General features: G+C 51.0%; 17 protein-coding genes, 13 tRNA genes and 4 rRNA genes. 2 read left to right on the top strand and 32 right to left on the bottom strand.

Features of this window, described 5'->3' with window-relative positions:
* Nucleotides 1-165 precede the first annotated feature (165 nt).
* The 21 genes from sigW to BBD41_RS17720 all read right to left on the bottom strand — a co-directional run bounded on the left by sigW (nt 166) and on the right by BBD41_RS17720 (nt 12,161).
* Nucleotides 166-735: an RNA polymerase sigma factor SigW gene (sigW, locus tag BBD41_RS17820; protein ID WP_034274467.1), complete on the bottom strand. Its 570-nt coding sequence runs from the start codon at nt 733-735 to the stop codon at nt 166-168.
* 263 nt (nt 736-998) lie between these two features.
* On the bottom strand, nt 999-3,785 hold the full coding sequence (gene ppc, locus BBD41_RS17815) for a phosphoenolpyruvate carboxylase (RefSeq protein ID WP_077568272.1): 2,787 nt from the start codon (nt 3,783-3,785) through the stop codon (nt 999-1,001).
* Between the two features lie 278 nt (nt 3,786-4,063).
* A tRNA-Gly gene (locus BBD41_RS17810) sits at nt 4,064-4,137 on the bottom strand.
* 74 nt (nt 4,138-4,211) lie between these two features.
* A tRNA-Pro gene (locus tag BBD41_RS17805) sits at nt 4,212-4,285 on the bottom strand.
* A gap of 14 nt (nt 4,286-4,299) precedes the next feature.
* A tRNA-Arg gene (locus BBD41_RS17800) sits at nt 4,300-4,376 on the bottom strand.
* Between the two features lie 3 nt (nt 4,377-4,379).
* Nucleotides 4,380-4,454 (bottom strand) — tRNA-Gly (locus tag BBD41_RS17795).
* A 5-nt stretch (nt 4,455-4,459) separates the two neighbouring features.
* A tRNA-Leu gene (locus tag BBD41_RS17790) sits at nt 4,460-4,543 on the bottom strand.
* A gap of 14 nt (nt 4,544-4,557) precedes the next feature.
* Nucleotides 4,558-4,633 (bottom strand) — tRNA-Lys (locus BBD41_RS17785).
* Nucleotides 4,634-4,699: 66 nt separating this feature from the next.
* Nucleotides 4,700-4,774, bottom strand: a tRNA-Gln gene (locus BBD41_RS17780).
* A 47-nt stretch (nt 4,775-4,821) separates the two neighbouring features.
* A tRNA-Val gene (locus BBD41_RS17775) sits at nt 4,822-4,897 on the bottom strand.
* Nucleotides 4,898-4,901: 4 nt separating this feature from the next.
* Nucleotides 4,902-4,976 (bottom strand) — tRNA-Glu (locus BBD41_RS17770).
* Between the two features lie 38 nt (nt 4,977-5,014).
* Nucleotides 5,015-5,090, bottom strand: a tRNA-Thr gene (locus tag BBD41_RS17765).
* A 3-nt stretch (nt 5,091-5,093) separates the two neighbouring features.
* Nucleotides 5,094-5,169 (bottom strand) — tRNA-Asn (locus BBD41_RS17760).
* A 10-nt stretch (nt 5,170-5,179) separates the two neighbouring features.
* Nucleotides 5,180-5,296: ribosomal RNA gene (gene rrf, locus BBD41_RS17755) — 5S ribosomal RNA — on the bottom strand.
* Between the two features lie 137 nt (nt 5,297-5,433).
* Nucleotides 5,434-8,359: ribosomal RNA gene (locus tag BBD41_RS17750) — 23S ribosomal RNA — on the bottom strand.
* A 311-nt stretch (nt 8,360-8,670) separates the two neighbouring features.
* A tRNA-Ala gene (locus BBD41_RS17745) sits at nt 8,671-8,746 on the bottom strand.
* A 94-nt stretch (nt 8,747-8,840) separates the two neighbouring features.
* Nucleotides 8,841-8,917: transfer RNA gene (locus BBD41_RS17740), tRNA-Ile, on the bottom strand.
* A gap of 9 nt (nt 8,918-8,926) precedes the next feature.
* A 5S ribosomal RNA gene (gene rrf / locus BBD41_RS17735) occupies nt 8,927-9,043 on the bottom strand.
* A 153-nt stretch (nt 9,044-9,196) separates the two neighbouring features.
* Nucleotides 9,197-10,752 (bottom strand): 16S ribosomal RNA (locus BBD41_RS17730).
* The 16S, 23S and 5S rRNA genes sit together here with 13 tRNA genes alongside, the layout of an rRNA operon.
* 348 nt (nt 10,753-11,100) lie before the next feature.
* Nucleotides 11,101-11,331, bottom strand: a complete 231-nt coding sequence (locus BBD41_RS17725; RefSeq protein ID WP_007132529.1) for a hypothetical protein — start codon at nt 11,329-11,331, stop codon at nt 11,101-11,103.
* Nucleotides 11,332-11,552: 221 nt separating this feature from the next.
* Nucleotides 11,553-12,161, bottom strand: a complete 609-nt coding sequence (locus BBD41_RS17720) for a stage II sporulation protein M (RefSeq protein ID WP_099478361.1) — start codon at nt 12,159-12,161, stop codon at nt 11,553-11,555.
* A gap of 94 nt (nt 12,162-12,255) precedes the next feature.
* Between BBD41_RS17720 and pdaB the strand changes: the two genes are divergently transcribed.
* Nucleotides 12,256-13,059 carry a polysaccharide deacetylase family sporulation protein PdaB gene (gene pdaB / locus BBD41_RS17715; protein WP_099478360.1) on the top strand — a complete coding sequence of 268 codons (804 nt, stop codon included), beginning with the start codon at nt 12,256-12,258 and terminating at the stop codon, nt 13,057-13,059.
* Nucleotides 13,060-13,103: 44 nt separating this feature from the next.
* Here pdaB and BBD41_RS17710 read toward each other — a convergent pair whose 3' ends face one another.
* Complete coding sequence (locus tag BBD41_RS17710) at nt 13,104-13,697, bottom strand: KinB-signaling pathway activation protein (RefSeq protein ID WP_099478359.1); 594 nt, start codon at nt 13,695-13,697, stop codon at nt 13,104-13,106.
* Between the two features lie 127 nt (nt 13,698-13,824).
* On the opposite strand from BBD41_RS17710, the gene gerD reads away from it, so the two are divergent.
* Complete coding sequence (gerD, locus tag BBD41_RS17705; protein WP_077568276.1) at nt 13,825-14,538, top strand: spore germination lipoprotein GerD; 714 nt, start codon at nt 13,825-13,827, stop codon at nt 14,536-14,538.
* A gap of 270 nt (nt 14,539-14,808) precedes the next feature.
* Here gerD and BBD41_RS17700 read toward each other — a convergent pair whose 3' ends face one another.
* The 10 genes from BBD41_RS17700 to rplQ form a co-directional block, all read right to left on the bottom strand.
* On the bottom strand, nt 14,809-15,906 hold the full coding sequence (locus BBD41_RS17700) for an Mrp/NBP35 family ATP-binding protein (protein ID WP_099478358.1): 1,098 nt from the start codon (nt 15,904-15,906) through the stop codon (nt 14,809-14,811).
* Between the two features lie 63 nt (nt 15,907-15,969).
* Nucleotides 15,970-16,743, bottom strand: coding sequence for an N-acetylmuramoyl-L-alanine amidase CwlD (gene cwlD / locus BBD41_RS17695; RefSeq protein WP_077568277.1), 774 nt, complete (start codon nt 16,741-16,743; stop codon nt 15,970-15,972).
* Nucleotides 16,744-16,815: 72 nt separating this feature from the next.
* Nucleotides 16,816-17,985 carry a sulfate adenylyltransferase gene (gene sat, locus BBD41_RS17690; RefSeq protein ID WP_099478357.1) on the bottom strand — a complete coding sequence of 390 codons (1,170 nt, stop codon included), beginning with the start codon at nt 17,983-17,985 and terminating at the stop codon, nt 16,816-16,818.
* 48 nt (nt 17,986-18,033) lie between these two features.
* The gene (locus BBD41_RS17685; RefSeq protein ID WP_007132537.1) at nt 18,034-18,726 is read right to left on the bottom strand and encodes a phosphoadenylyl-sulfate reductase; all 693 of its coding nucleotides are present in this window, start codon (nt 18,724-18,726) and stop codon (nt 18,034-18,036) included.
* A 207-nt stretch (nt 18,727-18,933) separates the two neighbouring features.
* Complete coding sequence (locus BBD41_RS17680; protein WP_099478356.1) at nt 18,934-20,586, bottom strand: MDR family MFS transporter; 1,653 nt, start codon at nt 20,584-20,586, stop codon at nt 18,934-18,936.
* 13 nt (nt 20,587-20,599) lie between these two features.
* The gene (locus BBD41_RS17675; protein WP_077568280.1) at nt 20,600-21,043 is read right to left on the bottom strand and encodes a MarR family winged helix-turn-helix transcriptional regulator; all 444 of its coding nucleotides are present in this window, start codon (nt 21,041-21,043) and stop codon (nt 20,600-20,602) included.
* 335 nt (nt 21,044-21,378) lie between these two features.
* Nucleotides 21,379-21,771 carry a 30S ribosomal protein S9 gene (gene rpsI / locus BBD41_RS17670; protein WP_007132540.1) on the bottom strand — a complete coding sequence of 131 codons (393 nt, stop codon included), beginning with the start codon at nt 21,769-21,771 and terminating at the stop codon, nt 21,379-21,381.
* Between the two features lie 20 nt (nt 21,772-21,791).
* Nucleotides 21,792-22,229, bottom strand: a complete 438-nt coding sequence (gene rplM, locus BBD41_RS17665; RefSeq protein WP_007132541.1) for a 50S ribosomal protein L13 — start codon at nt 22,227-22,229, stop codon at nt 21,792-21,794.
* Between the two features lie 331 nt (nt 22,230-22,560).
* Nucleotides 22,561-23,367, bottom strand: coding sequence for a tRNA pseudouridine(38-40) synthase TruA (gene truA / locus BBD41_RS17660; RefSeq protein ID WP_099478355.1), 807 nt, complete (start codon nt 23,365-23,367; stop codon nt 22,561-22,563).
* A 350-nt stretch (nt 23,368-23,717) separates the two neighbouring features.
* Nucleotides 23,718-24,083 carry a 50S ribosomal protein L17 gene (gene rplQ / locus BBD41_RS17655; protein ID WP_007132543.1) on the bottom strand — a complete coding sequence of 122 codons (366 nt, stop codon included), beginning with the start codon at nt 24,081-24,083 and terminating at the stop codon, nt 23,718-23,720.
* Between the last annotated feature and the right edge of the window lie 31 nt (nt 24,084-24,114).

Raw genomic sequence — 24,114 nt, 5'->3', positions numbered from 1 at the left:
GTTTCAATTATTTTCGGATTAAAAATCAAATTTGTCTGCAGAGCCCGATGAATCGTGGGAAACACCCCTTGCCGATTCGTGGCCCGCATCATAAGCGACAACGTCAACTAAGGCGCCGTCTTGAGGTCAGCAAGAAAAAACCACCCTCCGGTGGCCCGGCTTTTCTTACAATTTATGCTCCAGCTTTTTCCTAAGGAATTCACGTCCACGATGGACTCGCGTTTTGATCGTTGTTACAGGCAAGTCCAATATCTCGCTAATCTCTTGCAGCGATAAATCCTGTATATACCTCAGGATCATGATCGTCTTGTACTTGGCAGGGAGTCCCTCGATTGCTTGGTGAATGATCCGCTGCGTTTCCGATAGAAGCGTTTCGCTCTCCGGTGTGCGATTGTCGCTCGGGATCAGGGAATAACCATCCATGCCGTCACTATCGTTCAGTTCCGCATCCAGCGAGAAAGAAGGCTTGCGCTTTCGCAGCCGATCTATACCAAGATTCGTCCCGATCCGGTAAATCCAGGTCGAGAATTTCTGATTTTCGTCATAACGATCCAGGTTTTTATAGACACGCAAGAACGTCTCCTGTACGACGTCCTCCGCCTCATGGCGGTTGCTTAGCATTCGGTATGCTAAATGAAAAATCTTATCCTTGTACAGCTCCACAATTTCGGCAAAAGCTCGCTGATCGCCTTTGCGGGCCAGCTTTGCCAGTCTTACATCCAAATTTTCCACCATAACTCCCCCAGAATGGTCTGATGGGTAACGTTTAATAAGCATCATTCAAATGGTAATTCAACTGTTTCTAAAAATCAACAACTATTAGAAATCCAATCCAAAATTTCGAATGGATAAAGTCTATGATGCCCCGTACTACTCAAGATGAATACAGAGCGATCCGTTCAGTATAAAAAAAGAGCGAGGCTCGAGCGAGCCTCGCCTGGTTCATGGAGATCGTTGTCTTGCTGTGCTTTATCGATACATTACAGCTGAGGCCGGGATCAGCCCGTATTCCGAAGTCCTGCCGCAATGCCGTTAATTGTGAGCAGCACTTCGCGAAGCAGCTCGGCATCATCCTGCCCCTGCTCTCTTAAGCTGCGAAGCTCGTTGAGAAGCTGGACCTGCAGGTAGCTAAGCGGATCGACGTAAGGGTTGCGGAGTCGAATCGACTCCTGCAGTACCGGTTGATTATCCAGAATGTCCTGCTGCCCGGTGATTTTGAGGACAAGGTCCTTCGTCAGGTTGAACTCTTCCTGGATCATTCCAAAGATGCGCTCGCGTGACGTATCGTCCTTTGTCATTAAGGAGTATTCCTTAGCAATGATCAGATCCGCCTTGGCGAGTGCCATCTGAAGCGTATCAATCAGCGACGTGAAGAACGGATAGTCCGTGTACATCTTCTGGAGCACCTTCAGGTTCTCTTCCTTGCCCTGATAGAAGCTCTGTATGCCCGTGCCAGCCGCGTACCATGCCGGAAGGAGGTAACGGCTCTGGGTCCATGCAAACACCCATGGAATGGCTCTGAGGTCCTCAAAACGGTCGCTGTTCTTTCGCTTCGATGGACGGGAACCGATATTAAGCTCGCCCACTTCCGGAAGCGGAGTCGATTCCTTGAAGAAGGTGAGGAAATCCGGGTCACGGAAGATCAGATCCTGATACTTCTTCTGCGCTGCCTCCGAGATCCGGGATGCGATGTCCTCCCATTCTTTATCGACGGATTGAGTTTCAGGATAACGAGCATTGATCGATGCCGTAATGAGCGCCGAAGTGGCTTGTTCCAGGCTTCGATATGCAATTCCCTTCAGGGAATAGCGTGACGAGATGACCTCGCCCTGCTCCGTAATCTTGATGCCGCCGGCAATCGTGGACGCCGGTTGTGCCAGAATACTGCGGTTCAGCGGCATGCCGCCGCGTCCCAAGGATCCGCCGCGACCATGGAAATACTTCACCTTGATGCCGTACTCATTGGCAACCGCGGTAATTTCCTTAAGCGCCACCTGAAGCTCCCAGTTGGCTGTAATGGCTCCGCCGTCCTTGTTGCTGTCAGAGTAGCCGAGCATGATCTCCTGCAGGTCGTTCATTGCGCTTACGGCCTCCCGATAGATCGGAAGGTTGAAGAGCTTACGCATGATCTCAGGCGCCGCGTGCAGGTCCTCGATCGTCTCGAACAACGGCGCTGCCTGCAAGGTGGCAACAACCGTACCGTCCGTATCCTTGCGGAACAATCCGGCTTCCTTCGCAAACACCATTACTTCCAGAATATCGCTTGCACCCTCCGACATACTGATCAGATAACTCGAAATGCACTTCACGCCGAATTCCTTCTGTGCGCGGAAAACGGTGCGGTACACTTCCAGGCACTCCTCCGTGCTGTCGCTGTACTCCTGATAAGGGGTCGTCAGCGGACGCGGGTCATTCAGCAGGTCGTTCAGCAGCGCAATTTTCTCATCTTCGCTTAATTGCACGTAATCACTGGTCACGTTCATTTTGTGCAAAATCTCAGCCATTGCATTCTCATGCTCTTTGCTGTGCTGTCTTATATCCAGGGTTGCGGTATGGAAGCCAAACAACTCGACCTGGCGAATCAGCTTCTGGATATACGTATCGGCGACATAGTCGGCAAAATGGAAACGCAGGCTGCGGTCGATGATCTTCAAATCCTCAATGAATTCCTCCGGTGACTGGTAGCGCTCGCTGCCGGTCATGTCGTCATCGAGAATATGGCTGATTTTGGCGAGCATATATACGAGTTTAATCCGATACGGCTCTTTCTCATTGTGCCAAATTTCCATCTTCTTCAGCGTGACGTTTTGGCGGTCCTTCTCAATGGATGCAATCAACTCGTCGGATACGTTGACAATGGTCGAGCTGAAGCTGAGATACTTCATGAAATCTCGCAGGATCCGTTGGTATTCACGGATGGCCAATTTACGCTGCATCTCAAGGGTTTTCCAGGTCACGTCCGCCGTCACCGAAGGATTACCGTCCCGGTCTCCGCCGATCCACGATCCGAAACGCAGATACGTCGGAACATGCCAATGGTGGCCCGGATAGTACTTGTTCAGGCAACGCTCCAGCTCTTGATAAACCTCTGGCAGAATGTGAAACAGTGTTTCATGGAAATAATACATTCCGTTACGAACCTCATCCAGAACGGTCGGCTTACGGTCGCGAAGCTCATCGGTTTGCCACAGCGTGATTACTTCATTCAGAAGCTTCTCCCGAAGCTGTTCTCTTTCGCGGAATGTTAATGTTGGGTTGTCTAGCAGCATCACATCCTCGGCGATCCGTTTATGGATGTCGAGAATGGCTCTGCGCATCGCTTCAGTAGGGTGAGCTGTCATGACCAGCTCAAGGGATAGATTTTCGAGAATTTCTTGAACTTCTTCAAAAGGGATGTTGCGTTCTTTCAGATCCTGGACCGCACTTTCAATGGATCCCGGCTGAACGCCTTCACCAGCGGAGCGCTCATAATCGCGTTTCCGGCGGATGCGGTGATTCTGCTCTGCGATGTTAACCAATTGGAAGTAAATCGCAAATGCGCGGATCACCTGATGGCGAATGTCCGGTTCCAGCGTGCTGATGATTCTTTTAAAATCTGCGAACAATTCAGGAAGAAATACGGATCGCAACGATTTGCTCGTTTCGCGAATTTTCTCAACTATATCTAGAAGCTCGTTGCCACCTTGGTGGACCAGAACTTCTCCAAGAATATTGCCAAGGAACCGTACATCTCGCCGCAGCAGATTGTTGGAATTACTCTTTGCGGTTACTGTAAGTTCAGTCATGCTACTCCTCCCATCTCAAAGCCCTTTTTACGCGGTTTATCTCTAGAACATAACGCCTTCCTAACATCATACAATAAATGCGGGCGAAAATCTTCACTTTTCAACCGAAAAAATTAGCCAAATCGACAAAATTCATTCCCTTGAAAAGCGCCAACATCCCATATACGACAAGCCCTGAAGCCTTTGGCAAGCCTCTTTCTTTACTACATTAACACTTCGCAGAAACATCGTGCGGATATGTAAAAAAACATCACACATGGTGATGTCCTGCTAAATTATGGAGCGGGTGATGGGAATCGAACCCACGCTACCAGCTTGGAAGGCTGGAGTTCTACCATTGAACTACACCCGCATATCAACCCGCAAAAGTGAGACTAAGCTTTGAAGCATACGCCGATTGCTTTTGCGGGAACAAACTTAAGCAAATCGGGATGACACGATTTGAACATGCGACCCCCTGGTCCCAAACCAGGTGCTCTACCAAGCTGAGCTACATCCCGATATGAACTTGAAATGGCACGCCCTGAGAGATTCGAACTCCCGACCTTTTGATTCGTAGTCAAACGCTCTATCCAGCTGAGCTAAGGGCGCAAATGGAGCGGACGACGGGAATCGAACCCGCGACCCTCGCCTTGGCAAGGCGATGCTCTACCGCTGAGCCACGTCCGCATATATGGTGCGCGTGGAGGGACTTGAACCCCCACGTCAAAGACGCTAGATCCTAAGTCTAGTGCGTCTGCCAATTCCGCCACACGCGCACAAGATAAAACACTGGTGAGCCATGAAGGACTCGAACCTTCGACACCCTGATTAAAAGTCAGGTGCTCTACCAACTGAGCTAATGGCTCGCATTCAAGGCGTCGCCGAACCCTCGGTTCACCTCAAAGCTAATCTTCACTTAATTGAAGTGAGAATGGCTGGGGATATAGGATTCGAACCTATGCATGACGGAGTCAAAGTCCGTTGCCTTACCGCTTGGCTAATCCCCAATATTGTTCATGTTACTAGCATGTCCAATTCGAGACTGAAACATGAATGGTGGAGGCTGAGGGGATCGAACCCCCGACCCTCTGCTTGTAAGGCAGATGCTCTCCCAGCTGAGCTAAGCCTCCGTGTTGGTGACCCGTAGGGGATTCGAACCCCTGTTACCTCCGTGAAAGGGAGGTGTCTTAACCCCTTGACCAACGGGCCACATGTTCAAGCTGCTTCTAAGTTGCTAAAAGAAAATCTGGAGCTTCCAACCGGGATCGAACCGGTGACCTCATCCTTACCATGGATGCACTCTACCTACTGAGCTATGGAAGCAGGTGGCTCCCCGAACAGGACTCGAACCTGTGACAACTCGATTAACAGTCGAGTGCTCTACCAACTGAGCTATCAGGGAATATGTATTCGCTTGGCGGCGTCCTACTCTCCCGGGACCCTTCGGTCCAAGTACCATCGGCGCTGGAAGGCTTAACGGTCGTGTTCGGTATGGGAACGCGTGGAACCCTTCCGCCATCGCCACCAAACGATTCAAGGTGGTTGATCACCTGAAAACTAGATACGAAACGTCTTTGCGTTGATTAGAATCCGTAGCATTTCCCCAAAGTACTCCTCCGATGCAAAGCGTAACGCTTTCGAAGTGAGTTTTCTTTCAGAAAACTTGTAGGATAAGCCCTCGACCGATTAGTATTGGTCAGCTCCATGCATTACTGCACTTCCACCTCCAACCTATCTACCTCGTCGTCTTCAAGGGGTCTTACATACTGGGAAATCTCATCTTGAGGGGGGCTTCACGCTTAGATGCTTTCAGCGCTTATCCCGTCCGTACGTAGCTACCCAGCCATGCTCCTGGCGGAACAACTGGTGCACCAGCGGTACGTCCATCCCGGTCCTCTCGTACTAAGGACAGCTCCTCTCAAATTTCCTACGCCCACGACAGATAGGGACCGAACTGTCTCACGACGTTCTGAACCCAGCTCGCGTACCGCTTTAATGGGCGAACAGCCCAACCCTTGGGACCTACTTCAGCCCCAGGATGCGATGAGCCGACATCGAGGTGCCAAACCTCCCCGTCGATGTGGACTCTTGGGGGAGATAAGCCTGTTATCCCCAGGGTAGCTTTTATCCGTTGAGCGATGGCCCTTCCATGCGGTACCACCGGATCACTAAGCCCGACTTTCGTCCCTGCTCGACTTGTAGGTCTCGCAGTCAAGCTCCCTTATGCCTTTGCACTCTTCGAATGATTTCCAACCATTCTGAGGGAACCTTGGGGCGCCTCCGTTACTCTTTAGGAGGCGACCGCCCCAGTCAAACTGCCCGCCTGACACTGTCCCCGTACCGGATCACGGTACCAGGTTAGAACCTAGATACGATCAGGGTGGTATCCCAACGTCGCCTCCACACAAGCTGGCGCTCATGCTTCAAAGGCTCCCACCTATCCTGTACAGATCGTACCCAAATCCAATATCAAGCTGCAGTAAAGCTCCATGGGGTCTTTCCGTCTTGTCGCGGGTAACCTGCATCTTCACAGGTATTAAAATTTCACCGGATCTCTCGTTGAGACAGCGCCCAAGTCGTTACGCCATTCGTGCGGGTCAGAATTTACCTGACAAGGAATTTCGCTACCTTAGGACCGTTATAGTTACGGCCGCCGTTTACTGGGGCTTCGGTTCACAGCTTCGGATTACTCCTAACCGCTCCCCTTAACCTTCCAGCACCGGGCAGGCGTCAGCCCGTATACTTCGCCTTGCGGCTTCGCACAGACCTGTGTTTTTGCTAAACAGTCGCTTGGGCCTTTTCACTGCGGCCCCCTCGGGCTATTCACCCTACCGAGGCACCCCTTCTCCCGAAGTTACGGGGTCATTTTGCCGAGTTCCTTAACGAGAGTTCTTCCGCGCGCCTTAGAATTCTCTTCTCGCCTACCTGTGTCGGTTTGCGGTACGGGCACCTTCACCTGACTAGAGGCTTTTCTTGGCAGTGTGAGATCATGACCTTCGCTACTGTAATTTTCACTCCCCATCACAGCCCAGCCTTAACGATGTGCGGATTTGCCTACACATCAGCCTCACTGCTTGGACGGACATCCATCAGTCCGCGTCACTACCCTCCTGCGTCACCCCATCGTTCATAACGGTTTACGGTGGTACAGGAATTTCAACCTGTTGTCCTTCGACTACGCCTTTCGGCCTCGCCTTAGGTCCCGACTTACCCTGAGCGGACGAGCCTTCCTCAGGAAACCTTGGGCTTTCGGCGGATCAGATTCTCACTGATCTTTTCGTTACTCATACCGGCATTCTCACTTGTGTACTCTCCAGCGCTCCTTACGGTACACCTTCAACGCATACACAACGCTCCCCTACCCCTGATGCAAGCATCAAGCCATAGCTTCGGTGGTGTGTTTAGCCCCGTTACATTTTCGGCGCAGAGTCACTCGACCAGTGAGCTATTACGCACTCTTTAAATGGTGGCTGCTTCTAAGCCAACATCCTGGTTGTCTGTGCAACTCCACATCCTTTCCCACTTAACACACACTTGGGGACCTTAGCTGATGGTCTGGGCTGTTTCCCTTTTGACAATGGATCTTAGCACTCACTGTCTGACTCCCGGATATAAGTCTATGGCATTCGGAGTTTGACTGAGCTTGGTAACCCTTGCGGGCCCCGCACCCAATCAGTGCTCTACCTCCACGACTCTTCATTCCGAGGCTAGCCCTAAAGCTATTTCGGGGAGAACCAGCTATCTCCGAGTTCGATTGGAATTTCTCCGCTACCCCCACCTCATCCCCGCACTTTTCAACGTACGTGGGTTCGGGCCTCCAGTGCGTGTTACCGCACCTTCACCCTGGACAGGGGTAGATCACACGGTTTCGGGTCTACGTCCACATACTAAGTCGCCCTATTCAGACTCGCTTTCGCTGCGGCTACGGCTTCTCACCTTAACCTTGCATGGGAACGTAACTCGCCGGTTCATTCTACAAAAGGCACGCCATCACCCATAGATTGGGCTCTGACTTCTTGTAAGCACACGGTTTCAGGTTCTATTTCACTCCCCTTCCGGGGTGCTTTTCACCTTTCCCTCACGGTACTGCTTCACTATCGGTCGCTAGGGAGTATTTAGCCTTAGCAGATGGTCCTGCTGGATTCATACGGGGTTTCACGTGCCCCGCACTACTCGGGATCCGTCTCGGAGGGTTCACATTTTCGATTACAGGGCTTTTACCTTCTATGGCCGGCCTTTCCAGACCTGTTCGTCTAATCTAAACCTTTGTAACTCCATGTGAGACGTCCCACAACCCCAGAGAGCAAGCTCTCTGGTTTAGGCTGTTCCGCGTTCGCTCGCCGCTACTGACGGAATCACTCTTGTTTTCTCTTCCTCCAGGTACTTAGATGTTTCAGTTCCCTGGGTATGCCTCCTCGTATCCTATGTATTCAGATACGGGTAACTGGCTATTACACCAGCTGGGTTTCCCCATTCGGACATCCCCGGATCGAAGCTTGCTTACAGCTCCCCGAGGCAGTATCGTTGTTCGCCACGTCCTTCATCGGCTCCTAGCGCCTAGGCATCCTCCGTGTGCTCTTAGTAGCTTAACCATGTCGCTCCAGTTTCGTGCCATGTGCTCTGTTGTTCGCTTGTTTCCTGAATAGATAAAACCACTCAAGGTCGAAACAAGCATCCAAAGGATCACCTGTCACGAATCTTTCGCTCTAACGCTACTCTTTCACTTCTTGGTCAATCACTTGACACAAGTCGTTAGAGAAGGATATTTCTAAAACGCAAATTCGTTTCGTTATCTAGTTTTCAAGGATCAAATTCCTTCGGCCGATTAACGACCGGAATAATATCGTATCATATCCTCCGTTGCAGTGCAACCTGCAATTTATGGAAGTGATAAGAATAAATATGGTGGAGCCAAGGGGGATCGAACCCCTGACCTCCTGCGTGCAAGGCAGGCGCTCTCCCAGCTGAGCTATAGCCCCATAATTCACTCCAAAAAGCGAAGTATGGCTTCGAGGTTTAATCCGATTACTTCTCGGGGACCCCGACACTTACCTTATGAAGTTAATATTTATATGGTGGGCCCTAGTGGACTCGAACCACCGACCTCACCCTTATCAGGGGTGCGCTCTAACCAGCTGAGCTAAGGGCCCATATCATACGCTTGGCAACGTCCTACTCTCCCGGGACCCTTCGGTCCAAGTACCATCGGCGCTGGAAGGCTTAACGGTCGTGTTCGGTATGGGAACGCGTGGAACCCTTCCGCCATCATCACCAAACGTATGTATGAAAGGATTGACCTCTCAAAACTGAGCAACGAGTGAGTAACAGGCCTAAACCTGATTTGGTGCCTTTGCTTTCGCAAAGGAATCGGCGACCTTGCGGCCAGCCATATTTGTACCGCTTCGCTGCGGAAGCGAGGTACTCCATAGAAAGGAGGTGATCCAGCCGCACCTTCCGATACGGCTACCTTGTTACGACTTCACCCCAATCATCTACCCCACCTTCGGCGGCTGGCTCCCTTGCGGGTTACCCCACCGACTTCGGGTGTTGTAAACTCTCGTGGTGTGACGGGCGGTGTGTACAAGACCCGGGAACGTATTCACCGCGGCATGCTGATCCGCGATTACTAGCAATTCCGACTTCATGCAGGCGAGTTGCAGCCTGCAATCCGAACTGAGACTGGCTTTTTAGGATTGGCTCCAGATCGCTCCTTCGCTTCCCGTTGTACCAGCCATTGTAGTACGTGTGTAGCCCAAGTCATAAGGGGCATGATGATTTGACGTCATCCCCACCTTCCTCCGGTTTGTCACCGGCAGTCACCTTAGAGTGCCCACCTTAAAGTGCTGGCAACTAAGATCAAGGGTTGCGCTCGTTGCGGGACTTAACCCAACATCTCACGACACGAGCTGACGACAACCATGCACCACCTGTCTCCTCTGTCCCGAAGGCCGCCCCTATCTCTAGAGGATTCAGAGGGATGTCAAGACTTGGTAAGGTTCTTCGCGTTGCTTCGAATTAAACCACATACTCCACTGCTTGTGCGGGTCCCCGTCAATTCCTTTGAGTTTCAGTCTTGCGACCGTACTCCCCAGGCGGAATGCTTAATGTGTTAACTTCGGCACCAAGGGTATCGAAACCCCTAACACCTAGCATTCATCGTTTACGGCGTGGACTACCAGGGTATCTAATCCTGTTCGCTCCCCACGCTTTCGCGCCTCAGCGTCAGTTACAGCCCAGAGAGTCGCCTTCGCCACTGGTGTTCCTCCACATATCTACGCATTTCACCGCTACACGTGGAATTCCACTCTCCTCTTCTGCACTCAAGTTCCCCAGTTTCCAGTGCGTCCCGAAGTTGAGCCTCGGGTTTAAACACCAGACTTAAAGAACCGCCTGCGCGCGCTTTACGCCCAATAATTCCGGACAACGCTTGCCCCCTACGTATTACCGCGGCTGCTGGCACGTAGTTAGCCGGGGCTTTCTTCTCAGGTACCGTCACTCTCATAGCAGTTACTCTATGAGACGTTCTTCCCTGGCAACAGAGCTTTACGATCCGAAAACCTTCATCACTCACGCGGCGTTGCTCCGTCAGGCTTTCGCCCATTGCGGAAGATTCCCTACTGCTGCCTCCCGTAGGAGTCTGGGCCGTGTCTCAGTCCCAGTGTGGCCGTTCACCCTCTCAGGTCGGCTACGCATCGTCGCCTTGGTGAGCCGTTACCTCACCAACTAGCTAATGCGCCGCAGGCCCATCCTCAAGTGACAGATTGCTCCGCCTTTCATAACCCTGCCATGCAGCAGGTTTAATTATCCGGTATTAGCTACCGTTTCCGGTAGTTATCCCAGTCTTGAGGGCAGGTTGCCTACGTGTTACTCACCCGTCCGCCGCTAAGCTAATGGTTTCCCGAAGGAAACCGTTGCTCCGCTCGACTTGCATGTATTAGGCACGCCGCCAGCGTTCGTCCTGAGCCAGGATCAAACTCTCCAATAAAGATCATCCTTTCGGATGATTGATTGAAAGAGCGATTAAGCTCATTAGAAAAACTGACGAGAATTTGTTCAATTCTCTATTGTAACTCCCCGCCGAAGCGGTTCGTTTTTACTCACTCGTTGTTCAGTTTTCAAAGATCAATCGGTGTTTCTTTTTGTCATCCGCATCTCAGCGGCGACTTTTATAATATATCATACTTCCTAGCAACTTTGCAATACTTTTTTAAAAAAGTTTTTTGAAGTTTTTGATGAAGTTTGATGGCCGCCGGTCGGCGGCATCACCTTCGGAAAGGAAGCGAAAATTAATTTACCATACACTCGGCGAGTTCGTCAACACTTTTTCTACGAATTAGTGTTTGAATTGCGGGAACTTCCCGTTACGCGCATATTTGGAGAGTTCTTTCTGAGGGGCAAAGCGGGCATACATGCGAAATACCGTCTTATAACGATTCGCGATCGCCTGTCTAATATTCTGGTCCAATCGTTGGTCGCTTAAGTCCAGCAGCATTTCATCCAGTTCTTTTCGCAGTACATAATCAAGCTCTTTGCATTCCTTCTCATTGAATAGCATTCCCAGCATGATAGGACCTCCTTATATATTAGCGAACCATGAAATTTCACTTTCATCGGATTAAAGCAGCTCTTGCCTATGTAAGGTTGATTAACCGATATGGCCGGATCTCTAAACCGAATATAAGCGATTTGTGATTTCCAAAACAGCGAGCGCTGTCAGCTTCACATAACTCTCTTGAAGAACAACGCTCGATCCGCTTTATTAGGTATGCACATTTTCCTTGAAAATTATGACATCAACCACAATGTAATTGTACTTTCGATAATCGCGGCAATCAGCAGAAGCACGACAACCCACAGCGATGCCGTCCCCAGCTTGCGCCAAAAGGCGCGCCACTCAGGGCCTACCCCTCTTCTTTTCTCGCCTGATGCAAGCATGCTTCGGAAGACCAGCCCGCCAAAAGCAAGACCATACCCGCAGGCAATGACAATGACCGGAATTTCAATGATCCCATGCGGGAGCAGCCCCTTCACGATGAGATCAAACAGACTCTCTCCGCTTCCCTGTACGATTTTCAGCAAAAACCCGATTACCATGCCGTTAACGACTAGGAAGATGAAAGGAATAACCCCGAGCAGAATGCCTGACAGCATGACCAGAACACTCTTGATGCTATTGTTCAGAAATATAAAAACAAAGAAGCTCCATTCCGGGTTGTCCGACGTCCGCAGCTCCTGACTGATCTCCCCCAGCCCTTGAAGCTGACTGAGAAGCAGCTGCTCAAATTCCTCCGATCCCCACCCGACCGCAATCCCGCCGGCAAACAAGACGGCAGACAGAATGAGCGCCTTCCGGATCGTGGTTAAATCCCTAAGAAAATTGCTAAAACGTAACATTCGGTTCCTCCTTTATTGGTATAACTCGAAAGTACGAGCATATGTTGAAGTAAACAAGCTACTGCACACTGAAGGGAGAGGGGCAGATCGTATTATGAATTCTTTTTATGTATTCAACGGCAGAAAGATCAAGCGGTTTTTCTTTGTTCTTGCCGCAGCGGTATTTGCAATCGGCGTCATTTATGTGGAGAGCGACAATATCTCGGTATTCTCTGAAACCGGCCCGTCGGCCATTTACAGCGTGTCTACAGACAAGAAGCAGATAGCCCTGACATTTGATATCAGCTGGGGGGAAAAACGCGCAGAACCCATTCTGAAGGCGTTAAAAGACAACGGAGTCCAGAAAGCCACCTTCTTCCTCTCCGGACCTTGGAGCAAAACGCATCCGGACATCGTGAACGCCATTAAGGAAAGCGGCTATGAAATCGGCAGCCATGGCTTCAAGCACGAGAATTACAGCTCCCTGTCCGACGAGGAGATTCGGAAGCAGATTATGTCGGCTCATGATATTTTAACCTCGATGACCGGACAAGAACCGAAATTAATCCGATTGCCGAACGGTGACTTTGATAAACGGGTCTTAAGCATTGCGGAAAGCCTCAACTATACCGTTATCCAGTGGGATACGGACTCCAGAGACTGGAAGAACATCGGCGTGGATAAAATCGTTGACCGTGTCGTCTCCAAAGCGCATCCTGGCGATATTGTGCTCATGCATGCCAGCGATTCCGTCAAGCAGACGCACGAAGCGTTGCCGCAGATTATTCAAGAACTCCGCAATAAGGGATATGAGTTCGTCACCGTGACCGACCTGCTCCAGCAAGGAAGCACACAAGGCACAGAGGTGCGCGACCATGCCTCGATTCAAAAAAACATAGAGGATGCCGGCGGGCTGTGATGCAGCCTCCCGCTTTCATCCGGTAATAAAAAAAGAGCTAAGGGTTAGCTCTTTTTTTCATCCTGCGTAACTTTATGCAGCGTTAGAATTTGGTATGCATTACAGATCAAAAGAGGTACGACCATAAAGATGGTGGCATTGCTCACGCCGATCTGCAGAACGCCGATAATCTCTACAATGGAAACCGCCATCATAAAGAACAGCGTCGGTATCCAGGCATTGGCGTTCGTGCTCTTCACTTTAAAATAAGCGACAATGACTGCAACCGCCAGAATGGCAATCCCTAAGCCCACATCTTGTCCCAAGCTTGTCGATCCACCAACGAATGTGCGGAAGAACATCAGCTCAAGCAGTGCAAGAACGGCAAGCACGATCTGAATGTACTGCCAGGTTTTTTTGCGGAATATGCCTATTCCCATATAATTTAACGTCAGGTAGGCGAAAAAGCCCATCTGGGAATACACGCTCACCAAAGCCCCAGACCCCAACAAAATCAGCGGGTATATTAAAAAATCGGCTACTCCCTTGAAATCGATAAAGCCATTGAACAGCTGCAGCCCCAGACCTACAATTAAAGCCGCTACTGCCCCTACGAGCATCGTCTTCAGAAATAATTTGGACCACTTCCGTAAGCTCAACGAACCTCCACCCCCACAGATCATTATTTTACCAACGTTCACAATAAAAAACCATTCCGAATGCGACATATTTCCGCAAAAGGATCACATACTATTCACAGAACCGTAAAAAAGGAGGAAAACGGTAATGAAGTGGCCGTTATTTCGTTTATGTATTATCGTCTTCGTTGCTGCCTTAACGCTTACCGCTTGCGGCCAGGAACAGAGCGCTTCCCCTCAGCTTGGATATAAAGAGATCAAATCCATGGTGGTTGACATCCTGAAGACCGACGAAGGGAAAAAAGCGGTGGAAGATGCGCTCGGAGGCGGCTCGGGTTCTTCCGGAAGCACCGGCTCGATGGGCATGCGGATGATGACCGCCCAATCCGGCGAAGAGATCCGGATGGCCGTAAAAGATACGCTGGTGTCGGAAGAATATAAAAAAGAAATCGAAAAAATTATGACCGACCCGAAATTTGCCGGCGATTTCGCCAAAGCGATCAATTCCCAAAGCAAACAGCTGCATATGCAGTTGATTAAAGACCCTACTTATCAAAAGGCCATTCAGGACATGCTGAAATCCCCGGACGTGATGAAGTCGTTCCTTGAGCTGACCAACACGCCGGATTACCGTAAGCAGTCCATGACCGTCATGCAAGAGGCGATGCAAAATCCTCTATTCCGAATGGAAGTACTGGAGCTTCTGAAATCCGTCGTAAAGGACGAGCTTCAACCTAAAGTGGAGAAGAAGCAGCCGCAAGAGGGGCAGAAGCAAGGGCAAGGCGGCGGTGAAGGCGGCGGCGAGGGTGAAGGTGGCGGCGAAGGCGGCGGTCAAGGAGAAGAGGGCGGCAGCGGAAGTTAACCTTGGCCTGTCCCTTCTCGGCATATCCGGTTAAAGACACTCCTCCACCGGTTATCGTTCTTGACTAACTGGCTGCCTCTTGAATCCATAAACCGTAACGATTGCAACTGGGTAAATCCCATAGCAGCCTATACAGCCAGTTCATACGCATAACGGCCCATGCAGCTCGCTAAAACGGCCTTGTGCCCCATCAAACGCATACGGCTATCTCCCCGGATCATACGCAAACAAGCTCCCATCAGGGAGCTTGTTTCGTTTCGCTATCACGGATTAACGGTTGCTCTCGCACTTATCCACAATCTTGGCCGCAACCTCATCGTATATCGCGGCGCTTTCGGTGCCAGGCTTATATACCGAAGGAGAGAAATCAGGCTCGGACGGATGGTTATCCGGCCCCCCGAGCGGCAGCTGCGCCAGCAGCTCCGTGTGGAGCGTCTCGGCAAGCTTCCCGCCGCCGCCACGCCCGAATACATAATCCTTCTCGCCGCAATGGGAGCAGGCATAGTACGCCATATTTTCAACAACGCCCAATATCTCATGCTCGGTCTGGATCGCCATTGCCCCCGCTCTTGCGGCGACAAATGCCGCCGTAGCATGCGGCGTCGTCACGATAATCTCCTTGCTCTGCGGGATCATCTGATGCACGTCCAAGGCGATATCTCCCGTCCCCGGCGGAAGATCAAGAAGCATGTAGTCCAGCTCCCCCCAAGCTACATCGCTGAAAAACTGGCGCAGCATCTTGCCAAGCATTGGACCTCGCCAAATCACGGGGCTGTTCTCACGGATGAAGAAGCCCATGGACATCACTTTAACGCCGAAACGTTCTACGGGATGAATGACACCGTCATCGGAAACGGTCGGCCCGATTTCGATGCCCATCATATCCGGTACGCTGAAGCCGTAAATGTCCGCATCAATGAGCCCGACCTTCTTGCCTTGTCGCGCCAACGCCGCAGCCAGGTTGACGGTCACCGTCGATTTGCCGACACCACCCTTGCCGCTCGCTACAGCAATGAAAGTAACGCCCGATTCCTCGCTCAATAACTCATGGTTCTCCATACCTGCGGCATGGCCCTTCGTCAGCTTCTCCTGGTGGCTCGGCTCCTGATTTCGGGCCGCTTCGCCCCCGCCTTGTTCCAGCGGCCGCATGCGGATATGGATATCCTCCGCCCCCATCGCCTCCAGAAGCTCCCGGATTTGCGCCTCCAAGGAAGCGCGTACATCTTCGCTGCTATAGGTTACGGATAGACGGACTGTCCGTTCTTTGACCACGATATCCCGAATACGCTGGAGCTCCATCAGACTCTTCCCGGTTTCGGGATCGGTCAACGGCTGGAGTATCTCCTGTACCTGTTCTCTAGTCAGCATGATAAGCACCTCTGCTCTATGTAATGGAATAGACATTGCTTCGATAACATTTCTATTATACCATTACTCCGCAGCTTGTGACGACTCGGTCGGGGACTCTCCCGCGCTATAACGCAAAATGCCGTTATAGACGGCTGCCGCCACTTTCCGCTGGTATTTCTCGTCCCGCAGCAAATCGGATTCCTCCGGATGGGACAAGAAGCCTACCTCGACCAGCGCGGACGGCATCCGTAAAGCCTGGAGCAGAAAAATCGTATCATCCGTCTTTGCCAATCGATTCGTGTTTTGGAGATTATGGCGGATTTCGCTCTGGATCAATTCGGCAAGCTTTCTGCTCTCCTCATTTTTCGGTGGGAAGAAGGTCTGCGCACCTCTCCAGCGATTGGAGGGAATGCTGTTCAGATGCACGCTGATGAATAGATCTGCCCGGCTGTCCTCGATCTTCCGCACCCGCTGCTTCAGATCCTCGGTCTTACGCTTGGAATAGCCCTTGGTCGATTCCGAGGCAAGATCATAATCGCCTTCCCTCGTCATCACCACCAGCGCCCCGGCCTGCTGCAAATAATCGCGTAAATACAGCGTGATCGCTAGGTTTACATCCTTCTCGATCACCCCTTGGCGGCTGACAGCCCCGCCGTCAGGCCCCCCGTGCCCCGCGTCAAGCGCAATCACTTTGCCCGCCAGCGGCAGACTCCAGGTGTTGGAGGTGTTCGCAGATGGAATCTCATACGTAACGACGATCAAAATTAACGCAAGCAGGCCGGCCCCTATTATCGATTGCTTGATTCTCTTCCACGATATCCACAACGTCACCTTGTCCGAACTCCGCCTGGACATAACAAAACCACCTCGTCCCATGAGTTATACTACTCCATCATATGGGACAAGGTGGTTATTTATGACCTTAGACTATACGGAAACCCGCTCCTTCATACCTTCAATCAGCACCTGAGCAACCTCTGGACGCGTAAATTCAGGCGGCGGGCAAACGCCGTCCCGCAGCAGTCCACGAACCTTCGTACCCGACAAGGTCAAGTGGTCCTCCTTCGGATGCGGGCAGGTTTTGCTCGATGCCATATTGCCGCAAGTCTTGCAGAAGAAGCTGTGCTCGAAGAACAGCGGCGTAATGCCGAGCTCCTCTGCCGTGAAGTTCTTGAAGATTTCCTGGGCCTCGTACGTGCCGTAATAATCGCCTACGCCGGCATGATCCCGGCCAACGATGAAATGCGTACAGCCGTAGTTTTTCCGGACCATGGCGTGAAAGATCGCTTCTCTCGGGCCCGCATAGCGCATGGCGGCAGGAAACACCCCAAGGAAGGTCCGATCCTCCGGATAGTAATGCTTCAGCAACGTTAAATAGCTCTTCATCCGCACATCAGCCGGCACGTCATCCGATTTGGTCTCCCCGACCAGCGGATTCAGGAACAAGGCATCCACAATTTCCATGGCGCTCTTCTGAATGTATTCATGCGCGCGGTGAACCGGGTTGCGTGTCTGGAAACCGACCACGGTGTTCCAGCCTTTGTCCCGGAAAGCCTTTCTCGTCTCCGATGGGTCAAAATAAAACTCGCCAAAACGCTCCGGCTGCGGACGATTCAGCACCTGGATCGGCCCGCCTACATAGGTGGAAGGGCGCTCAAACAGCTTTTTAACGCCGGGATGCTCCGGATCGTCCGTCTTGAAGACTTGAACAGCCTCCAGCTTCTGATCAACCTGATAGATGCTCTCGACATCGATCACGCCGTATATCACGCCGTCTTCTTCTCCGACCAGCGCTGCCTTGCGGCCCACCTCGAGCTTGGCTGCCGTCTCCTCATTCACCGCAAGCGTAATCGGAATGCTCCATACGGTTCCATTGGAGAGCCGCATGGAAGAAACGACGGCGTTATAATCCTGCTCATTCAGAAATCCTTGCAGCGGCGAGAAGGCCCCTACGCCGATCAGATCCAGATCCGAGATCGTCCACGCATTGACCCGAATTTCTTGAAACGTGCCTGCCTGCTTCAATAAAGCTTCGCGTTCTTCTCCTTGGACGACCCGCTGCACCAGCGTTCCGCCGTGGGGGAGTATTGCTGTCATGAATGATTCCTCCTCTTATGCTTGCATCGCTTGGGTATGTGAATTCGATTATTTATGAAGTCCGCACTCGGTTTTCTCATGGCCGGACCAGCGACCTGCACGCGGATCTTCGCCAGGCATCACTTGTCTCGTGCAATATTCACACCCGATGCTCGGATAGTTCTGGTCATGCAGCGGGTTATAGATCACATCATTCGCCCGGATATAGTTCCACACGTCTTCGCTGGTCCAACCGGCGATCGGATTAAACTTGACAAGTCCGAATTTCGTATCGTACTCGATCTTCTTGGCATTCGCCCGAGTAGGCGCTTGATCTCTGCGGATCCCTGTAATCCAGGCCTCGTATTGAGACAAAATGCGGGTTAGCGGCTCAACCTTACGAATATTGCAGCATTGATTCGGATTCACGCTCCATAGAGCCTCGCCATGCTGGGCAGCCTGCTCCTCCGGCGTAATCAGCGGAGATACCCGGACGAATTCCAAGCCGTACCGCTCGGCTAACCGGTCGCGAGTCTCGTACGTTTCCTTAAAGTGAAAATCGGTATCCAGATAAAAGATATCCGTAGACGGGCTGATCTTCTGAATCATATCAACCAATACGACGTCTTCCGCACCGAAGCTGCACGCAAAGGTGATGTTCGGAAACGTGCGGATCGCATATTCGATAACTTCCTCGGCGGACTTGTGCTCAAGCTCCTCCGCCTGCACCTTGATCAAATCTTCTTTCTCCAGCAAATTCATGTTTTGGATGCCTCCCCCGATTTAAACCCGATATTCCTACTGAAATAATATGAATTACCTACAGTATAAAACATTCCTAATAAATGTCAACCTCAAATCATCATCCGCATGAAGCTAAAAAAATCCTTTCCTGCATACGCAAGAAAGGATTTTCATCGGGTCTTTATTGAACATTCGGAGGTTCCCTATGCCTCGAAGAGAGACGGTTTAATCCGCAGCCAAAGATGGCTCGGCAGCTTTGATATTCGTTTTTCCAAGGCCGTCAGCGGACGGCTTGTCGCCCTGCTGAGGAGCAGGTCCTTGGTTGCTGGTACGCAGCGGAACTTCCTTCAGGAAGAACACCAGCAAGAGCGCAATGACAAGTACGAGGGCTCCTGTCAGGAATACCATGGACAGCGTATTGCCCAGCGCATCGCGGATGCTGTCGATCATCTGCATGAAGAGCGGCTGCACATCGGCAGGAAGATTCGCTTCGGTCTGCTCAATCAGCGGTTTGTTCATCAGCGTCTGCGGATTGGCGAATGACAGCATTTGCTGCGCCATCTGCGGATCCAGCGAGCTGAAATCAGGGGCCTGCGGCGATTGCAGCGCCTCCTTCAGGTTTTTCGTCAAGCTGTTGGACATGACCGTACCCATAACCGCGATACCGATCGTTCCCCCCAGGTTACGGAACAATTGGGAAGAAGCCGTTACCACGCCTAGCTCCTTGTGGGGCACTGCGTTTTGCGTAGCCAAGGAGAAGACCGGCATACCGAGCCCCAAGCCGAGTCCGAAAATAATCGTACTGATCACCGTCAGCCAGATATTGTCCATAAAGACCATGATTCCCATACCGACAATCATAATCGGCACACCGATCAGCGCATAGCGCTTGTACTTGCCGCTCTTGGCGATCAACTGGCCTACGACGGCGCTCATGCCCATCATGAAGACGGACATCGGAATGGTCACATAGCCTGCATAGGTCGGCGAAATTCCAAGCACGCCTTGCACATAGAAGGAAATATAAATCATGGCCCCCATCAAACCGAAGTTCATTATGAATCCGATCAGATTGGAAATGGTCACGACGCTGTTCTTGAACAGGCTGAGCGGAAGGATCGGCTCCTTCACTTTCATTTCAATAAGGACAAAGATGATAGCCGATACGATGGAAGCCGCGATCAATCCGATGATCTGCGACGATCCCCATGGATATTCGGTCCCTGCCCAAGAGAAGGCCAGCAGCAGCGGAACGATCGCTGTCGTCAGGAACAATGAGCCCAAATAGTCGATCGATTGCCCTTTCTTCCGATCCACCTTCGGAAACAGCGACAAAATCATAATAAAAGCAACAATGCCCAGCGGGAGGAAAATCCAGAACAGCCAGCGCCATTCGATATGATCGACCAGATAACCGCCAAGCGTCGGCCCGAGCACGCTCGAGAATCCGAATACGGCGGTCATCAGCCCCATCCATTTGCCCCGTTCACGCGGTGCGAACAAATCGCCGACCGCCGTAAATGCCGTAGACTGGATAATGCCTGCACCGATACCCTGAATACCACGGTAAAAGATGAATTGGTACACATCCGTCGAAGTACCCGTTAAAAAGGCTCCCAGCATGAAAAACAATATCCCGATAAGTATAAACGGCTTCCGTCCGAACATATCGGACAGCTTACCGACCAGAATGGTCGCAATCGTGGAGGTTAACAAGTAAATGTTAATCGTCCACGTATAATAATCCATGCCGTCCAAGATCGCGATAATGCGCGGCATCGCCGTGCTTGTAATCGTCTGGTTGATTGCAGCGAAGAACATCGCGGCCATGATCGCGATCATGATGGATATTTTGCGTTTAAGCGTTAAATGCTCCATTTCCTTTCCACCCCTATCCCTTGTGTTGGTCTATATTGGACAGCATTAAGGAGAAAATCCGTTTCAAATGCTGTATATCTTCTTCAGACAAGATGTCGAAGAAGCCCTGTATCATTTCTTTCTGGTCGCGCTTGACCTTCTGTATAATCTCCAAGCCCGCATCCAGAATCGTAATATTGACGACTCGGCGGTCATCCTCTGCACGCTCCTTCTGAACGTACCCTTCGGCAAACAATTTATCCGTCAGCCCGGTTATCGCCGGCGGCGTCAGCGACAATGCTTCCGCAAGCTCGGACACTTTCTGCGGGCCCCGCATCTTCAATACGTACAGCACTTGAAATTGCGGAAAGGTTAAATTGTATTTGCCTGCGCTCGTCTTGTTCCAATCCTGCGAAATGTTCTTGAGCAGGGCACGGAACATGGACGACACGTGGAAAAGCTCTTCGTTCCGATCCATTCGTATCCTCCTTTCCAATTACTTATTTAATTAATGATTAAATATTAATTATTTAAGTTGTTAATTAAACGACAATAAATAATATAACGCTATTTACATATAGAGTCAAGTGACGCTATATCATTTGTTACAGACCATCAAGGTGTTTTTTCACAGGCTGTGCACATATTGTGTATAATGACCATTCATTTGATACGAATCTCCTCGTGGTTCCCATTCCTGTTCCGCTTTAGATGTGCATAACCGTTCTCTCGGCACCGTCAGCAGCGGTACTTATCCCCAAACGCAAAAAAGCCCTTGACCATAAATGGCCAAGGACTCTTGGATGCTGTAAATTAACGCTTGGAGAACTGAGGTGCGCGACGAGCTGCTTTAAGACCGTATTTCTTACGTTCTTTCATACGAGGGTCGCGAGTCAGGAATCCAGCTTTTTTCAGGGAACCGCGAAGCTCCGGATCTGCTTTCAGAAGAGCACGGGAGATGCCGTGACGGATCGCACCGGCTTGACCGGAAATACCGCCGCCATGAGCGATAACGAGCACGTCATACTTACCAGCTGTTTCTGTCAGATTCAAAGGTTGTTTAACGATCAGTTTGAGGGTTTCCAAACCGAAGTATTCATTAATATCACGTTTATTGATGACAATGCGTCCTTCACCCGGTACGAGGCGTACACGTGCTACCGAGTGCTTACGACGACCTGTCCCATAGTATTGTACTTGAGCCATGAAACTGTCCTCCTTTTTAATTAACCGCGAAGTTCGTAAACTTCTGGTTTTTGTGCTTCATGTGGATGTGCTGTGCCTGCATATGCTTTCAGTCTCAGCTTCATTTTCTCGCCCATGCGAGTTTTAGGAAGCATACCGTGAACTGCGCTTTCGATCACGCGCTCCGGGAATTTTGCAATCAGGTCTTGAGCTGCAGTTACTTTCAATCCACCTGGATGCAGGGAGTGACGATAGTATTTCTTGTTCTCCATCTTCTTGCCAGTGAGGCGGATCTTCTCGGAATTGATAACAATTACGAAATCCCCTGTGTCAACATGTGGAGTAAATTGAGGCTTATGTTTGCCGCGGATCAGAGCCGCAACTTCACTTGCCAAACGGCCAAGCGTCTTGCCTTCGGCATCAACGATGTACCATTTGCGCTCAACTTCATTTGGCTTCGCCATATAGGTGGTACGCATGTATAGTTCCTCCTTGTATTCGTCCGAAAATCAATTCATTATCATCATTTATCTTCGTTCATGTGTAATGCATGTTCATGTTGTTGCTTCGTATTACGCTAATCTGTGGCATCTTCTTAACCGGGGCTGTGGGAGAGCCGTTAAGAAAACACAACTAATATAATACAGGATTCAACCTGCTTACGCAAGTATTTTTTAGGCTTTCCAGGTTATGCTTCCCGCCTTACTCGAACAAGTCGCCAAACACGTCAAGAACCGTTCTAGCCCATTTTATATGACTGCCTCTTCCCGGCAATCCCCCTTCTGTCTTCCACCTGAAGCAGAAGCGGCTTCAGGTCGTTGGAATCGAAGGAGCCTCCGTTATCGAGGGGATATCATATTCCACTTCCCACAGCATCAGACCTTTGCTCATGGCGGTAGGTCCGGCTGCTGCCCGGTTTTTGGCTTCCAGTATGACCCGCATATCATCCGGATGGCGTCTGCCTTCGCCCACTTCGATCAGCGTCCCCATAATAATCCGGACCATATGCTGAAGGAAGCCGTTGCCGGTCAAATACGTATGAATGATTCCCTGATCCTTCGTACCCGGTCGGCACATCGACGTATCCGTCTCGATCCAGGCGTCGAATATCGTACGTACATGGGACGGCTTCGTCGATTTGCGTGATGCAAACGTCGTGTAATCATGCGTCCCGATCAGATGCGACAATCCCTGCCGCATCGCTTCGATATCCAGCTTTCCGTAATGATGGATCTGGTATCTGCGATTAAAAATATCAGGGAACTGGTTCGCATTGATCGTATAGCGGTACGTTTTACGCTTGGCTGCGCGGCGGGAATGGAAATCCTCCGGCACCTCCATCGCTTCCGTGACCACGATATCTTCCGGCAGCCAGGTATTCAAAGCCATGCACCAACGCTCCAGCGGGATCGGAGAAGCCGTGTAAAAATTAAACACCTGACCGCGCGCATGCACGCCGGCATCCGTCCGTCCCGATGCTGTGATTTTCAACTGTTCACCGGACAAGCGGTGAATAGCCTCCTCCAAATAATCCTGAATCGTGTGCCCACCCGGCTGGGTTTGAAAGCCGTTATAATCGGTACCGTCGTAACTGACTTTCATCAGAAGATTCCGCATGCTGCCCTCCTGTAATGCTTACCGTCTACTACGCAATCCTAAATGCTAAGGTGCCGGCATCCGATCGGAGCCATTTCCCATAAGAGCGGTGTAGACGTTCTTGATGATCAAAAAAAGAGCCCCAAAGGAGCTCCTTTTCATCATGCTTGGCTAAAACCCTTCGAGTCAGCCGCATGACTAGAAGGTCCCCGTTATCATTGCCCATGGGGCAGTCGAGACGAGTCGAACCATCGAATGCTCGACTAGATCTCGTACCACGTCCCCTGCTGGCTCTACCCCGTATTCGCAGGGCGAATAATCATGCGTAGAGCCGGGCATACATAACTACAGTCACTTCATGAAATCAAATCTTACGCGCGATCCACCAGTTCCAAGTAAACCATTGGAGCTGCGTCACCGCGACGAGGACCCAGCTTCAGGATACGAGTGTATCCGCCTGGACGCTCTGCGTAACGAGGTGCGATTTCGGAGAACAGTTTTTGAATTGCGTCCTGTTCGCCATCCACCGTCTCACGACGTACGAATGCAGCTACTTGACGACGAGCATGAAGATCACCCTTCTTTGCCCGCGTGATCAGCTTCTCAGCGATCGAACGAACTTCTTTCGCTTTCGCTTCTGTCGTTTGAATGCGCTCATATAAGAAAAGGTCGGTTACCAGGTCACGGAACAACGCTTTACGCGCACTGGAATCGCGGCCCAACTTTTGGTATGCCATCTGTTATTCCCTCCTTTGCTAAGCTAAGCCG

The sequence above is a fragment of the Paenibacillus ihbetae genome, from assembly GCF_002741055.1.
GTDB lineage: Bacteria > Bacillota > Bacilli > Paenibacillales > Paenibacillaceae > Paenibacillus_AQ > Paenibacillus_AQ ihbetae.
This window is presented reverse-complemented; position numbering and strand designations above follow the sequence as displayed.

Bases quoted from the DNA above. Each gene is read 5' to 3' on its own strand.
- sigW (WP_034274467.1), bottom strand. From the start codon at position 735: ATGGTGGAAAATTTGGATGTAAGACTGGCAAAGCTGGCCCGCAAAGGC.
- ppc (WP_077568272.1), bottom strand. From the start codon at position 3,785: ATGACTGAACTTACAGTAACCGCAAAGAGTAATTCCAACAATCTGCTG.
- rpsI (WP_007132540.1), bottom strand. From the start codon at position 21,771: ATGGCTCAAGTACAATACTATGGGACAGGTCGTCGTAAGCACTCGGTA.
- truA (WP_099478355.1), bottom strand. From the start codon at position 23,367: ATGCGGAATCTTCTGATGAAAGTCAGTTACGACGGTACCGATTATAAC.
- BBD41_RS17720 (WP_099478361.1), bottom strand. From the start codon at position 12,161: ATGTTACGTTTTAGCAATTTTCTTAGGGATTTAACCACGATCCGGAAG.
- cwlD (WP_077568277.1), bottom strand. From the start codon at position 16,743: ATGTCCAGGCGGAGTTCGGACAAGGTGACGTTGTGGATATCGTGGAAG.
- rplQ (WP_007132543.1), bottom strand. From the start codon at position 24,083: ATGGCATACCAAAAGTTGGGCCGCGATTCCAGTGCGCGTAAAGCGTTG.
- pdaB (WP_099478360.1), top strand. From the start codon at position 12,256: ATGAATTCTTTTTATGTATTCAACGGCAGAAAGATCAAGCGGTTTTTC.
- BBD41_RS17675 (WP_077568280.1), bottom strand. From the start codon at position 21,043: ATGGATCGGAACGAAGAGCTTTTCCACGTGTCGTCCATGTTCCGTGCC.
- gerD (WP_077568276.1), top strand. From the start codon at position 13,825: ATGAAGTGGCCGTTATTTCGTTTATGTATTATCGTCTTCGTTGCTGCC.
- rplM (WP_007132541.1), bottom strand. From the start codon at position 22,229: ATGCGTACCACCTATATGGCGAAGCCAAATGAAGTTGAGCGCAAATGG.
- sat (WP_099478357.1), bottom strand. From the start codon at position 17,985: ATGACAGCAATACTCCCCCACGGCGGAACGCTGGTGCAGCGGGTCGTC.
- BBD41_RS17725 (WP_007132529.1), bottom strand. From the start codon at position 11,331: ATGCTGGGAATGCTATTCAATGAGAAGGAATGCAAAGAGCTTGATTAT.
- BBD41_RS17700 (WP_099478358.1), bottom strand. From the start codon at position 15,906: ATGCTGACTAGAGAACAGGTACAGGAGATACTCCAGCCGTTGACCGAT.
- BBD41_RS17685 (WP_007132537.1), bottom strand. From the start codon at position 18,726: ATGAATTTGCTGGAGAAAGAAGATTTGATCAAGGTGCAGGCGGAGGAG.
- BBD41_RS17680 (WP_099478356.1), bottom strand. From the start codon at position 20,586: ATGGAGCATTTAACGCTTAAACGCAAAATATCCATCATGATCGCGATC.